We start from the raw sequence: 13,456 nt of genomic DNA, 5'->3' as shown, positions 1-13,456 counted from the left end.
AAATCTGTAACAATATGTGCTGTAATTCACATTAACGACATGTATCTTTACCTAACATCGCCGCCACGCGGGAATCGGCGGGGGTCGTTCGAACCACCTGCGATGTTTACCATGACTAAAAGACGGGCCACGGAGGCTACATTATGTTGAGTATTTTTAAACCAGCGGCGCACAAAGCTCGCTTGCCTGATGCGGAGATCGATCCGACTTACCGACGTCTTCGCTGGCAGATATTCCTGGGGATATTTTTTGGCTATGCCGCGTACTATCTGGTACGCAAGAACTTTGCCCTCGCGATGCCTTACCTGGTGGAGCAGGGCTTTTCGCGGGGAGATTTAGGTTTTGCCCTTTCGGGGATCTCTATTGCCTACGGGTTTTCGAAATTCATCATGGGGTCGGTTTCGGATCGCTCGAATCCGCGCGTTTTCCTGCCAGCCGGTCTGATTCTGGCGGCGGCGGTGATGCTGTTCATGGGCTTTGTGCCGTGGGCGACATCGAGCATCGCCGTGATGTTTGTGCTGCTGTTCCTCTGCGGATGGTTCCAGGGAATGGGGTGGCCGCCGTGCGGACGTACCATGGTGCACTGGTGGTCGCAGAAAGAGCGTGGCGGGATCGTCTCCGTCTGGAACTGTGCGCATAACGTCGGTGGCGGGATCCCTCCGCTACTGTTCCTGCTCGGGATGGCCTGGTTTAACGACTGGAAAGCGGCGCTGTATATGCCAGCGTTCGGCGCCATTCTGGTGGCGATTTTCGCTTTCGCGCTGATGCGTGATACCCCGCAATCCTGCGGCCTGCCGCCAATCGAAGAGTACAAAAACGACTACCCGGATGATTACAACGAAAAAGCGGAAGAAGAACTGACGGCGAAGCAGATCTTCATGCAGTACATCCTGCCGAACAAATTGCTGTGGTACATCGCTATCGCGAACGTGTTCGTTTATCTGCTGCGCTATGGCATTCTCGACTGGTCTCCGACCTATCTGAAAGAAGTGAAGCACTTTGCGCTGGATAAATCCTCCTGGGCCTACTTCTTCTATGAATACGCAGGGATCCCAGGGACGCTGCTGTGCGGCTGGATGTCGGACAAAGTGTTCCGTGGCAACCGTGGGGCGACCGGCGTGTTCTTTATGACGCTGGTGACTATTGCCACTATCGTTTACTGGATGAACCCGGCTGGTAACCCGACCGTCGATATGATTTGTATGATTGTGATCGGCTTCCTGATTTACGGTCCGGTCATGTTGATTGGTCTGCACGCGCTGGAACTGGCGCCGAAAAAAGCCGCAGGGACGGCAGCCGGCTTTACCGGCCTGTTTGGTTACCTCGGCGGTTCCGTGGCAGCCAGCGCCATCGTCGGCTACACCGTGGACTTCTTCGGCTGGGACGGCGGCTTCATGGTGATGATTGGCGGCAGCATTCTGGCCGTTGTCCTGCTGATTGTGGTGATGATCGGCGAGAAACGCCACCACGCTGAGATGCAACTGAAACGCAACGGGGGCTAAGTGAATGAAGACCGCACTGAAAAAACTGAGTCTGACGCTGATAATGGCGGGCGCGGTAATGGGAAGTCATGCGCTGGCGGCCAGCACCACGGATAAAGTGGTGATTGCCCACCGTGGCGCGAGTGGATATCTGCCGGAACATACGCTGCCTGCGAAAGCGATGGCCTATGCGCAGGGGGCAGATTATCTGGAGCAGGATCTGGTGATGACCAAAGACGACCAACTGGTCGTTCTGCATGACCATTACCTGGATCGCGTGACTGATGTCGCTGAGCGTTTCCCCGATCGGGCGCGCAAAGACGGTCGCTACTACGCCATCGACTTTACCCTGGACGAAATCAAATCCCTGAAGTTTACCGAAGGGTTTGATCTGGAAAACGGCAAGAAGGTACAGACCTATCCTGGCCGCTTCCCGATGGGTAAATCAGATTTCCGCGTACATACCTTTGCCGAAGAGATCGAGTTTATTCAGGGGTTGAACCATTCCACCGGCAAGAACATTGGTATCTATCCGGAGATCAAAGCGCCGTGGTTCCATCATCAGGAAGGGAAGGACATCGCGGCTAAAACGCTGGAAGTGCTGAAAAAGTACGGTTACAGCGACAAGCAGGACAAGGTCTATTTGCAAAGTTTTGATGTGGCGGAACTCAAGCGCATCAGAAATGAGCTGGAACCCAAAATGGGGATGGACCTGAACCTGGTACAGCTGATCGCGTACAGCGACTGGAATGAAACCCAGGAGAAGCAGCCGGACGGCAGTTGGGTTAATTACAACTACGACTGGATGTTTAAACCCGGGGCGATGAAGCAGGTGGCGGAGTATGCGGACGGCATTGGGCCGGACTACCACATGCTGATTGATGAGACGTCGAAGAAAGGCAATATCATTCTGACGGGCATGGTGCAGGACGCCCATCAGAATAAGATGACGGTTCATCCTTATACGGTGCGCGCCGATCAGTTGCCGGACTACACGACGGATGTGAATCAACTGTATGACATCCTGTACAACCAGGCGGGTGTGGACGGGCTGTTCACCGACTTCCCCGACAAAGCGGTGATGTTCTTACGTAAAGAGTAAAATCGCGTTATCTCTCCACTGCACCCCAAAATCGGGCGACCGCTGAGTAAGGTGCAGTTTTTTTTGTCTCATTTTCACGATAAGACGTAAAAAGCGCGCACCAGATCAAGAAATCCGGACCCGAACATAAATATCTTAAGAAATCCTTAAGTAGACGATTTATATTAATAGTCTGAATAGTTTATGTCGTTATTGTAACGGATGAGGCCGAAATGGTGCAGGAAGAGTTTAATCACTGGTGGGCAACGGAAGGCGATTGGGTTGAAGAACCGAATTATCGACGCAAAGGGATGAGCGGTGTGCAATGCATCGAACGTGACGGAAAGAGACTGTATGTGAAACGGATGACTCAACACCTGTTTCACTCGGTACGCTATCCCTTCGGGCGTCCGACGATTGTGCGCGAAATCGAGGTGATCAACGAACTGGCCCGCGCGGGCGTTATCGTGCCGAAAATTGTCTATGGCAAAGCGACAAAAATTGACGGTGAGTGGCGTGCGCTACTGATCACCGAAGATATGAAAGGCTTTGTGAGCATCGAGGAGTGGTATAAACAGCATGCACTGACGCCCTATCCTGATGAGGTGCGCGACGCGATGCTGAAAGCGGTCGCGCTGGCTTTTAAAAAGATGCATAGCGTGAATCGTCAGCACGGCTGCTGCTACGTACGTCATATCTATGTGAAAACGGAAGGGACGGTAGAAGCCGGGTTCTTAGATCTGGAAAAAAGCCGCCGTCGTTTGCGTCGCCATAAAGCGGCACAGCATGACTTCTCCCAGCTTGAGAAGTACCTGAGTCCCATCCCGAGAGCGGACTGGGAACAGGTGAAAGCCTATTATTACGCGCTGTAACGCGCGTTACATCTCAATTTCGATGTCGCCTTTTGCCCTGCAACAGCAGGGCAAAATTTCGCCTGGCTGAATGAACGCTAAAGGCTCGGCGATCCAGTCGACCTGACCGGCAATCAGCCGGGTGCGGCATGAGCCGCAATAGCCTTCGCGACACTGGTATTCCACGTCAACGTTGTGCGACTCAAGCGCGGCGAGCAGGGAAGGATGTTCATCCTGGCACAGCAACTGTGTGCCAGTGATGCGCAGTGTGACGCGTCCCATCAGAGCTGGAAATTGCTCAGATCGTCAGTATCGACTTCGGAGTCGATCTGCCCGACCAGATAAGAGCTTACTTCCACTTCCTGCGGGGCCACCTGAACGTTATCGGACACCAGCCAGGTGTTGATCCACGGAATCGGGTTTGAACGGGTCTGGAACGGCAGATCCAGACCGACCGCTTGCATACGAATGTTGGTGATGTATTCGACATACTGGCAAAGAATGTCTTTGTTCAGGCCGATCATCGAACCGTCGCGGAACAGGTAGTCTGCCCACTCTTTTTCCTGTAAGGCCGCCTGTACAAACAGGTCATAGCACTCCTGCTTACACTCTTCAGCAATTTCCGCCATTTCCGGATCGTCAACGCCGCTGCGCAGCAGGTTCAGCATGTGCTGAGTGCCGGTCAGGTGCAGCGCTTCGTCACGGGCAATCAGGCGAATGATTTTGGCGTTGCCTTCCATCAGTTCGCGTTCAGCGAAAGCGAATGAGCAGGCGAAGCTGACGTAGAAGCGAATCGCTTCCAGCGCGTTGACGCTCATCAGGCACAGATACAGTTTTTTCTTCAGCACGCGCAGGTTCACGGTGACGGTTTTGCCGTTCACGGTGTGCGTCCCTTCGCCCAGCAGATGCCAGTAGCTGGTCATCTCGATCAGCTCATCGTAATAGCTGGAAATCCCTTCCGCGCGTTTCTGGATCTGCTCGTTGGTGACGATGTCATCAAACACGATGGCCGGATCGTTAACGATATTGCGGATAATATGGGTGTAAGAGCGCGAGTGAATGGTCTCGGAGAAGGCCCAGGTTTCGACCCAGGTTTCCAGTTCCGGAATGGAGATCAGCGGCAACAGCGCCACGTTTGGGCTACGTCCCTGGATAGAGTCCAGCAGCGTCTGGTACTTCAGGTTGCTGATAAAAATGTGTTTTTCATGCTCCGGCAGTGCCTGGTAGTCGATGCGGTCGCGGGAAACGTCAACCTCTTCAGGGCGCCAGAAGAACGAGAGTTGTTTTTCGATCAGCTTTTCGAAGATGTCATATTTTTGCTGATCGTAGCGGGCCACGTTAACCGGCTGACCAAAAAACATCGGTTCCAGAAGCTGGTCATTTTTCGTCTGTGAAAAAGTGGTGTATGCCATGAATGTGTCCTGTTTGGAGTTTACTGCCGGATGGCGCAATGCTTATCCGGCCTACAACACGATGCATTTGTAGGCCGGATAAGGCGTTTACGCCGCCATCCGGCATTACAATATCAGATCTTACATGCGCCGCTTTCGCAGCCATCATCCTGAATGGAGGGCACCAGATCGTCCTGGGCATCTTCCGCGCCGTCGCGGGTGTTCTGATAATACAGCGTTTTGACCCCGAACTTATAGGCGGTGAGCAGGTCTTTCAGCAACTGCTGCATCGGCACTTTTCCTGACGGGAAGCGTGACGGATCGTAGTTGGTGTTGGCCGAAATCGACTGATCGATAAATTTCTGCATGATACCAACCAGTTGCAGATAGCCGTCGTTACCCGGCATTTCCCACAGCAGTTCATAGGCGTTGCCCAGGTGCTCGTAGTCTGGCACGACCTGACGCAGAATACCGTCTTTCGACGCTTTAATGCTGACGTAGCCGCGCGGCGGTTCAATACCGTTAGTGGCGTTCGAGATCTGCGAAGAGGTCTCGGACGGCATCAGGGCAGAGAGCGTTGAGTTACGCAGACCAAAGGTCTTGATGGACTCACGAAGCGCTTCCCAGTCATGATGCAGCGGTTCGTTGGTGATGGCATCCAGATCTTTCTTGTAGGTGTCGATCGGCAGAATGCCCTGCGCGTAGGTGGTTTCGTTAAACCACGGGCAGGCGCCTTGTTCGATAGCCAGTTCGTTAGAGGCCTTCAGTAAATAGTACTGAATGGCTTCAAACGTCTTGTGCGTCAGGTTGTTGGCGCTGCCGTCGGAGTAACGCTTACCGTTTTTCGCCAGCCAGTAAGCAAAGTTAATCACGCCAATACCCAGCGTACGACGACCCATCGCCCCGCGTTTGGCCGCCGGGATCGGGTAGTCCTGATAATCTAACAGCGCATCGAGGGCGCGAACGGCCAGCACCGCCAGCTCTTCCAGTTCCTCGAGGCTGTTGATCGCCCCGAGGTTGAATGCGGAGAGCGTACACAGGGCTATTTCACCGTTTTCGTCGTTCACATCCATCAGCGGTTTGGTGGGCAGGGCGATTTCCAGGCACAGGTTGGACTGGCGTACCGGCGCGACCTGCGGATCGAACGGGCTGTGGGTGTTGCAGTGGTCAACGTTCTGAATGTAGATACGACCCGTAGAGGCGCGTTCCTGCATCATCAGCGAGAACAGTTCAACGGCTTTGACACGCTGTTTGCGGATGCTGTCGTCTTGCTCGTATTTCACGTACAGGCGTTCGAATTCATCCTGATCGGCGAAGAAAGCGTCATACAGCCCCGGAACATCGGACGGGCTGAAGAGTGTAATGTCACCGCCTTTCAGCAGTCGGGTGTACATCAGCTTGTTGATTTGTACGCCGTAATCCATGTGACGAACGCGGTTGCCTTCGACGCCACGGTTGTTTTTCAGCACCAGCAGGCTTTCCACTTCCAGATGCCACATCGGGTAGAACAGCGTGGCAGCACCGCCGCGTACGCCGCCCTGAGAGCAGGATTTCACGGCGGTCTGGAAGTGTTTGTAGAACGGGATACAGCCGGTGTGGAACGCTTCGCCGCCACGGATCGGGCTACCCAGCGCACGGATACGACCGGCGTTGATGCCGATACCGGCGCGTTGGGAGACATATTTTACAATCGCGCTGGAGGTGGCGTTGATCGAGTCCAGGCTGTCGCCGCACTCGATCAGCACACAGGAGCTGAACTGGCGCGTCGGGGTACGAACGCCGGACATAATCGGCGTCGGCAGAGAAATTTTGAACGTCGACACCGCGTCATAAAAACGTTTTACGTATTCCAGACGGGTTTCACGCGGGTAGTTAGAGAACAGGCAAGCCGCCACCAGAATATAGAGGAACTGGGCGCTTTCGTAGATCTCACCGGTGACACGGTTCTGTACCAGATATTTCCCTTCCAGCTGCTTAACGGCGGCGTAGGAGAAGGTCATATCACGGTCGTGTACGATGAACGAGTCCATCTGCTTGAACTCTTCTTCCGTGTAGTCTTCCAGCAGATGATTGTCGTATTTGCCCATTTCAACCATTTTCACCACATGGTCAAACAGTTTCGGCGGTTCGAACTCGCCGTAGGCTTTTTTACGCAGATGGAAAATCGCCAGGCGCGCCGCCAGGTACTGATAATCCGGCGCTTCGCGAGAGATTAGATCCGCTGCCGCTTTAATGATGGTTTCATGAATATCGGAGGTCTTGATACCGTCATAAAACTGGATGTGGGAGCGCAGTTCGACCTGAGAAATCGATACGTTATTCAGTCCTTCTGCCGCCCAATCCAGAACCCGATGGATTTTGTCGAGATTGATGCGCTCTGTACTACCATCACGCTTTGTCACCAGCAGACTCTGATTCATGTGGTTTTTTACCTGTCCGTGAAAGAAAAAATATCCCCTACATTATCCACAATGCCACCTTGTGACTAACTCTGTGGATAAATACTATATGTAGGGGTTGAGTGTTAAAGTAAACGCTATATGGTGAGTATTCTAGTAGGGATTCTTTTCAGCACAAGAGTTGATTTTGAGGTTAAATTGAGGTTGCAAAAGGGTAAGAAAGGCTAAGTGCGCGTCTTATAAGGCCTGGCGGGGATGTCAATAATTTATAAAAAAAATAGATAATTTGATCGAGTGCTGATTTCTTCAACGAAGGTATAGAATCTTCTTATGACCTGGCGCAAATTTTGTAACCTGGAGACGGGCGAGAGATGCCGGATGGCGACGTAAACGTCTTATCCGGCCTACAGGGCATATTTCCGTAGACCTGATAAGCGTAGCGCCATCTGGCAAGTGGATTATTCCGCCTTCGCCGTGGTGTGCACCATATAGTTCACATCAACGCCGGGACCAAGCTTGAAGGTGTTGGTGATAGGGTTGAAATGCAATCCGGTGATATGGCGCTCCTGTAATACCGTCTGATCCACCCAGCCTAACAGCTCCGCAGGCTTAATAAATTTTTTAACATCATGCGTGCCTTTCGGCACCATGCGCAAAATATATTCCGCGCCGACAACGGCCATCAGCCAGGATTTGCCATTGCGGTTAAGGGTTGAGAAGAACACCTCGCCGCCGGGTTTGACCAGTTGGGCACAGGCTCTGACCACCGATTGCGGATCGGGCACATGCTCCAGCATTTCCATGCAGGTCACTACGTCATACTGATGGGCATGTTTCGCCGCGTGTTCTTCTACGGTTTCCTGCACGTACTCCACCTGAATGCCACTTTCCAGCGCATGCAGTTTGGCGACCTGCAAAGGCTCAGAGCCCATATCCAGACCGGTCACCGTGGCACCTTCACGGGCCATACTCTCTGCCAGAATGCCGCCGCCGCAGCCCACATCAAGCACCTTTTTACCAAACAGGCCGCCTGCGCGTTCAGCAATGTAACCCAGTCGCAGTGGGTTAATGCGATGCAACGGTTTAAATTCGCCTTCCAGATCCCACCAGCGAGACGCGACTGCTTCAAACTTGGCAATTTCTTCGTGGTCAACGTTGTGGTTTACCGGTGGTTTTACGGCATTCATCGGGGCTTTTACTCCTTCTATGGCTTGTTACAGGAGTATATCAGTCCGCGCGGGTGAATAAAGCTTATTGGTTTACCTCAATCGGTGCGGATGTGTTATAATTTGCGACCTTTGAATCCGGGATACAGTAGAGGGATAGCGGTTAGATGAGCGACCTTGCGAGAGAAATTACACCGGTCAACATTGAGGAAGAGCTGAAGAACTCTTATCTGGATTATGCGATGTCGGTCATTGTTGGCCGTGCGCTGCCGGATGTCCGAGATGGCCTGAAGCCGGTACACCGTCGCGTACTTTACGCCATGAACGTATTGGGCAATGACTGGAACAAAGCCTACAAAAAATCGGCCCGTGTCGTTGGCGACGTCATCGGTAAATACCACCCGCACGGCGACTCTGCGGTATATGACACCATTGTTCGTATGGCTCAGCCGTTCTCGCTGCGTTATATGCTGGTGGATGGCCAGGGGAACTTCGGTTCCATCGATGGCGACTCTGCGGCGGCAATGCGTTATACGGAAATCCGTCTGGCGAAGATTGCCCATGAGTTGATGGCCGATCTGGAAAAAGAGACGGTTGATTTTGTCGACAACTATGACGGCACGGAAAAAATCCCTGACGTTATGCCGACCAAAATCCCTAACCTGTTAGTGAACGGTTCCTCCGGTATCGCGGTTGGGATGGCGACTAACATTCCCCCGCACAACCTGACTGAAGTAGTCAACGGTTGTCTGGCCTATATCGACGATGAAGACATCAGCATTGAAGGGCTGATGGAATACATCCCGGGTCCGGACTTCCCGACGGCGGCGATTATCAACGGTCGTCGCGGCATTGAAGAAGCCTACCGTACCGGTCGCGGCAAAGTGTACATTCGCGCCCGCGCGGAAGTGGAAGCTGACGCGAAAACCGGTCGTGAAACCATCATTGTTCATGAAATCCCGTATCAGGTGAACAAAGCGCGCCTGATCGAGAAAATTGCGGAACTGGTAAAAGACAAACGCGTTGAAGGCATCAGCGCGCTGCGTGATGAGTCTGATAAAGACGGTATGCGCATCGTGATTGAAGTTAAACGCGACGCGGTCGGTGAAGTGGTACTGAACAACCTCTACTCCCAGACCCAACTGCAGGTCTCTTTCGGTATCAACATGGTGGCACTGCACCATGGTCAGCCGAAGATCATGAACCTGAAAGACATTATTTCAGCGTTTGTGCGCCACCGTCGTGAAGTGGTGACCCGCCGTACCATTTTCGAACTGCGTAAAGCCCGCGATCGTGCGCATATCCTTGAAGCGCTGGCGATTGCGTTGGCGAACATCGACCCGATCATTGAACTGATCCGTCGCGCGCCGACCCCGGCGGAAGCGAAAGCGGGGCTGATTGCGCGTCCGTGGGATCTGGGCAACGTGGCGGCGATGCTGGAACGTGCCGGTGATGATGCCGCGCGTCCGGAGTGGCTGGAGCCTGAATTTGGCGTGCGTGACGGTCAGTACTACCTGACGGAACAGCAGGCCCAGGCGATTCTGGATCTGCGTTTGCAGAAACTGACCGGCCTTGAGCACGAAAAACTGCTCGACGAATACAAAGAACTGCTGGAACAGATTGCGGAACTGCTGCACATTCTGGGCAGCGCTGACCGCCTGATGGAAGTCATCCGCGAAGAGCTGGAACTGATCCGCGATCAGTTCGGCGACCAGCGTCGTACCGAAATCACCGCCAACAGCGCCGATATCAATATCGAAGATCTGATCAACCAGGAAGATGTGGTTGTCACCCTGTCTCACCAGGGCTACGTGAAGTATCAGCCGCTGACCGACTACGAAGCACAACGTCGTGGTGGGAAAGGCAAGTCTGCTGCGCGTATTAAAGAAGAAGACTTTATTGACCGCCTGCTGGTGGCCAACACCCATGACACGATCCTCTGCTTCTCCAGCCGTGGTCGCCTGTACTGGATGAAGGTGTATCAGTTACCTGAAGCGAGCCGTGGCGCGCGTGGTCGTCCGATCGTCAACCTGCTGCCGCTGGAAGCCAACGAACGCATCACCGCCATCCTGCCGGTACGTGAGTACGAAGAGGGCGTGAACGTCTTTATGGCGACTGCCAGCGGTACGGTGAAGAAAACGGCGCTGACCGAGTTCAGCCGTCCGCGTTCTGCCGGTATCATTGCGGTCAACCTGAACGACGGCGACGAACTGATTGGCGTGGATCTGACCTCCGGTTCCGACGAAGTCATGCTGTTCTCGGCGGCGGGCAAAGTGGTGCGCTTTAAAGAAAACGCGGTCCGTGCGATGGGTCGTACCGCGACCGGCGTCCGGGGTATCAAACTGGCGGGCGAAGACAAAGTCGTCTCCCTGATTATCCCACGCGGCGAAGGCGCGATCCTCACCGTGACGCAAAACGGTTACGGTAAGCGTACGGCGGCGGAAGAGTATCCGACCAAGTCCCGTGCGACACAGGGCGTTATCTCTATCAAAGTGACCGAGCGCAACGGTTCCGTTGTTGGCGCGGTGCAGGTCGATGACTGCGACCAGATCATGATGATCACCGATGCCGGTACGCTGGTGCGTACTCGTGTGTCGGAAATCAGCGTGGTAGGGCGTAACACTCAGGGCGTGATCCTCATCCGTACCGCGGAAGATGAAAACGTGGTGGGTCTGCAGCGTGTGGCTGAACCGGTAGATGACGAAGACCTCGACTCTATCGACGGTAGCGCGGCGGAAGGGGATGATGATATCGCCCCGGAAGCGGAAACCGATGATGATGTCGCAGACGATGCTGACGAGTAATTAGCGGGTTTACATACCACACAAAAGGGAGGCTTAGCCTCCCTTTTTTACGTCCTGAATTCACCTTTCCCATTGCCACGAAAGTCATGTCTGAGTAGTTTTGCTTTTAATGTATAAAAATACAAAATTAAATGAATAATTATAACTCTGTGAAGGTGCTCACTGTTTGTTCAGCCATTTACCGTTAACTTTCCTGTTACCAAACCGCGATATTTAAGAGCCCTTACTGGCAGGAGAACTAAAAATTAATAAATAAAATCATCTGAAGTGTTAAAGAAAAAAGCGTTGGCTGCCTTCGTCTGTCAGTTCACTTCTGACGGATGAATATACTTATACCTACACGTTGGGAGTTAACTATGATAGTTGAAATTGCAGAAGGCTTTATCCATCTTTTCCAGAGCGCAGGTAAGATATTCTCCGGGATGATCGTCAGTACCATTCCGATGCTGATAACCTTAATTTTGACCGTTAATTTTATTATGAAATTAATTGGCCAACAGCGAATGGAAAAAGTCGCCACCCTGATGGGGAAATCAAAAATATTAACCTATGGAATTTTGCCCAGTTTTGCCTGGTTCTTCCTAAGCAGTCCGGGTGCGCTGACGATGGGTAAATTTTTGCCAGAACGCTGTAAACCCGCTTATCAGGATGCGCTGGGTAGTACCGTACACCCACTGACGTCTCTGTTCCCACACATTGTACCCTCGGAGCTATTTATCTGGCTGGGCGTCGCCGCCGGTCTGACCCGACTCGACCTGCCGGTTGCCGACCTGGCTTTGCGCTATATCGCCGCGGGTATTCTACTCGGCTTTATCCGTGGTTTTCTTACGGAATATATCTTCACCCGGCTGGAGAAACGCGAACTTAATCAGGAATAAGGGAAAACAATGAAAGTACTATTTTCGGCTGACGTCGTAAAGGCTGGAAGAAAAGTGGAAGAGGGACTGCTTAATGGCATGTTGATTACCTTTAATGACCGCGCTCCGGAAGATTATCTCGACTACGTGCTGGTTATTAAGAATATTGTTTGTGATGTGACCCCATTACAAAAAACAATGGATTATGTTCTGCAGATGAATAATCACACCTGGAATATAACCTGCTGGGGGGAGGCTGCATGGCAAAATTTATGCGAGTTAGGCCATGTGACGGTGGTATTTGACGGGGCTGAAAAGCCAATAGCCTATGGTTCATTACACGTAAACAGTCATTGTTCTCCATCCGTAAATGAATTGATTGGCCCATTGAAAATAATGAGGAAAACCAATGAAAACTGTACTGATTAAAAAAGGTCATTCAGGGATTGGCGATGACATGTATTTATATCGCGATCCCCGCATGGTGATTCTGTCGTTAACCGGGAAAACCATTGATCCGGTCGCGAAAAAACTGGGTGAGATGCTGGAGATGACCGTGGTTAACGGTTTTGATGCCATGCCGGATGATAAGAAAATCCTCTGTGTGGTGATCAACTGTGGCGGTTCACTTCGCTGTGGCATCTATCCACAGAAAAGAATCAAGACAATCAACGTGCTGCCTACCGGTGCGATGGGGCCGCTGGCGAAATATATCACCGAGGATATCTACATCTCGGATGTCAGCCTTGACTCGCTTTCGCTGATTGAGACCATTAATCAACCGGTAAACGATGATGAAAACGTCGAGTTCAGTGAGCCTCTCCCGGCAGGCAATGCCAGTGCTGTGGCTCGCGATACCGGGCAGGTAAAACCGCGCGGTTCAGCGACCAACACCGCACTGGAGTTGATGACGAGTTTCGCGACGGGGATCGGTAACTTTGTCAGCCTTCTCTACGCCTCGGCGCGTGAATCGGTCGAGTTGTGTATTAAAAACGTGATCCCCTTTATGGCCTTTATCTCGGTGCTGATCGCGCTGGTTCAGGAAACCGCGATTGGCCAGTGGACCGGGAATGCGTTGTCGCCGCTTGCCGGATCGTTAACCGGGCTGTTTGTGATTGCGATTATCTGCGGCCTGCCATTTATTTCGCCCATTCTGGCTCCCGGCGCGGCGATTGCACAGGTCGTTGGCGTGCTGGTGGGAACGCTCATCGGTAGCGGGGTGGTTTCGCCTCTGATGGCGCTGCCGGCGCTGTTCGCGATTAACGTCCAGGTGGGGGCCGATTTCATTCCCGTTGGGCTGTCCATGCAGGAGGCGAAAGAGAAGACCATTCGTCTCGGTGTTCCCTCGTTCTTGTTATCACGGATGATTACCGCGCCTCTGGCGGTGGCCATCGGTTATCTGTTTTCGTTTGGCTTGTTTAACTGA

Annotated in this window: 11 protein-coding genes and 1 pseudogene; 8 read left to right on the top strand and 4 right to left on the bottom strand. The window is 52.7% G+C overall.

The window, feature by feature from the left end; genetic code table 11:
* The first annotated feature begins 143 nt into the window (after nt 1–143).
* The 3 genes from glpT to inaA all read left to right on the top strand — a co-directional run bounded on the left by glpT (nt 144) and on the right by inaA (nt 3,434).
* The gene (gene glpT / locus F384_RS12000; protein ID WP_046482710.1) at nt 144–1,502 is read left to right on the top strand and encodes a glycerol-3-phosphate transporter; all 1,359 of its coding nucleotides are present in this window, start codon (nt 144–146) and stop codon (nt 1,500–1,502) included.
* Nucleotides 1,503–1,506: 4 nt separating this feature from the next.
* Nucleotides 1,507–2,583 (top strand): glycerophosphodiester phosphodiesterase, encoded by a 1,077-nt coding sequence (glpQ, locus tag F384_RS11995; protein ID WP_046482708.1) that lies wholly within the window; start codon nt 1,507–1,509, stop codon nt 2,581–2,583.
* Between the two features lie 212 nt (nt 2,584–2,795).
* The gene (gene inaA, locus F384_RS11990; RefSeq protein WP_046482705.1) at nt 2,796–3,434 is read left to right on the top strand and encodes a lipopolysaccharide kinase InaA; all 639 of its coding nucleotides are present in this window, start codon (nt 2,796–2,798) and stop codon (nt 3,432–3,434) included.
* A 6-nt stretch (nt 3,435–3,440) separates the two neighbouring features.
* Here the strand turns inward: inaA and yfaE are convergent, their stop codons facing one another.
* Entirely contained in the window at nt 3,441–3,695 is a 255-nt protein-coding gene (gene yfaE / locus F384_RS11985; protein WP_046482703.1) for a ferredoxin-like diferric-tyrosyl radical cofactor maintenance protein YfaE, read from the bottom strand.
* Nucleotides 3,695–4,825 (bottom strand): class Ia ribonucleoside-diphosphate reductase subunit beta, encoded by a 1,131-nt coding sequence (nrdB, locus tag F384_RS11980; protein WP_046482700.1) that lies wholly within the window; start codon nt 4,823–4,825, stop codon nt 3,695–3,697. The genes yfaE and nrdB overlap by 1 nt, the downstream gene beginning before the upstream one ends.
* A gap of 20 nt (nt 4,826–4,845) precedes the next feature.
* On the opposite strand from nrdB, the pseudogene F384_RS30775 reads away from it, so the two are divergent.
* Nucleotides 4,846–4,938: pseudogene (locus F384_RS30775) on the top strand (hypothetical protein); the annotation flags it as partial.
* Here F384_RS30775 and nrdA read toward each other — a convergent pair.
* Entirely contained in the window at nt 4,939–7,224 is a 2,286-nt protein-coding gene (nrdA, locus tag F384_RS11975; RefSeq protein ID WP_046482699.1) for a class 1a ribonucleoside-diphosphate reductase subunit alpha, read from the bottom strand.
* 437 nt (nt 7,225–7,661) lie between these two features.
* Complete coding sequence (gene ubiG / locus F384_RS11970; RefSeq protein WP_046482696.1) at nt 7,662–8,390, bottom strand: bifunctional 2-polyprenyl-6-hydroxyphenol methylase/3-demethylubiquinol 3-O-methyltransferase UbiG; 729 nt, start codon at nt 8,388–8,390, stop codon at nt 7,662–7,664.
* A gap of 146 nt (nt 8,391–8,536) precedes the next feature.
* Between ubiG and gyrA the strand changes: the two genes are divergently transcribed.
* From gyrA to F384_RS11950, 4 genes are all read left to right on the top strand, one after another.
* The gene (gene gyrA / locus F384_RS11965; protein WP_046482694.1) at nt 8,537–11,173 is read left to right on the top strand and encodes a DNA topoisomerase (ATP-hydrolyzing) subunit A; all 2,637 of its coding nucleotides are present in this window, start codon (nt 8,537–8,539) and stop codon (nt 11,171–11,173) included.
* A gap of 356 nt (nt 11,174–11,529) precedes the next feature.
* Nucleotides 11,530–12,051: a PTS glucitol/sorbitol transporter subunit IIC gene (locus F384_RS11960; protein ID WP_042317872.1), complete on the top strand. Its 522-nt coding sequence runs from the start codon at nt 11,530–11,532 to the stop codon at nt 12,049–12,051.
* Between the two features lie 9 nt (nt 12,052–12,060).
* Nucleotides 12,061–12,459, top strand: a complete 399-nt coding sequence (locus F384_RS11955; protein ID WP_046482691.1) for a PTS glucitol/sorbitol transporter subunit IIA — start codon at nt 12,061–12,063, stop codon at nt 12,457–12,459.
* Nucleotides 12,440–13,456, top strand: coding sequence for a PTS glucitol/sorbitol transporter subunit IIB (locus F384_RS11950; RefSeq protein ID WP_046482689.1), 1,017 nt, complete (start codon nt 12,440–12,442; stop codon nt 13,454–13,456). The genes F384_RS11955 and F384_RS11950 overlap by 20 nt, the downstream gene beginning before the upstream one ends.

It is taken from the genome of Citrobacter amalonaticus Y19, assembly GCF_000981805.1.
In the GTDB taxonomy this organism is placed as follows: Bacteria; Pseudomonadota; Gammaproteobacteria; order Enterobacterales; family Enterobacteriaceae; genus Citrobacter_A; species Citrobacter_A amalonaticus_C.
The sequence above is the reverse complement of the archived record's forward strand: the minus strand, read 5'-3'. Positions and strand labels throughout refer to the sequence as shown.

What these genes read in the sequence shown, in the direction of transcription:
- glpT (WP_046482710.1), top strand. Translation starts at nt 144, where the DNA reads ATGTTGAGTATTTTTAAACCAGCGGCGCACAAAGCTCGCTTGCCTGAT.
- glpQ (WP_046482708.1), top strand. Translation starts at nt 1,507, where the DNA reads ATGAAGACCGCACTGAAAAAACTGAGTCTGACGCTGATAATGGCGGGC.
- inaA (WP_046482705.1), top strand. Translation starts at nt 2,796, where the DNA reads ATGGTGCAGGAAGAGTTTAATCACTGGTGGGCAACGGAAGGCGATTGG.
- yfaE (WP_046482703.1), bottom strand. Translation starts at nt 3,695, where the DNA reads ATGGGACGCGTCACACTGCGCATCACTGGCACACAGTTGCTGTGCCAG.
- nrdB (WP_046482700.1), bottom strand. Translation starts at nt 4,825, where the DNA reads ATGGCATACACCACTTTTTCACAGACGAAAAATGACCAGCTTCTGGAA.
- nrdA (WP_046482699.1), bottom strand. Translation starts at nt 7,224, where the DNA reads ATGAATCAGAGTCTGCTGGTGACAAAGCGTGATGGTAGTACAGAGCGC.
- ubiG (WP_046482696.1), bottom strand. Translation starts at nt 8,390, where the DNA reads ATGAATGCCGTAAAACCACCGGTAAACCACAACGTTGACCACGAAGAA.
- gyrA (WP_046482694.1), top strand. Translation starts at nt 8,537, where the DNA reads ATGAGCGACCTTGCGAGAGAAATTACACCGGTCAACATTGAGGAAGAG.
- F384_RS11960 (WP_042317872.1), top strand. Translation starts at nt 11,530, where the DNA reads ATGATAGTTGAAATTGCAGAAGGCTTTATCCATCTTTTCCAGAGCGCA.
- F384_RS11955 (WP_046482691.1), top strand. Translation starts at nt 12,061, where the DNA reads ATGAAAGTACTATTTTCGGCTGACGTCGTAAAGGCTGGAAGAAAAGTG.
- F384_RS11950 (WP_046482689.1), top strand. Translation starts at nt 12,440, where the DNA reads ATGAAAACTGTACTGATTAAAAAAGGTCATTCAGGGATTGGCGATGAC.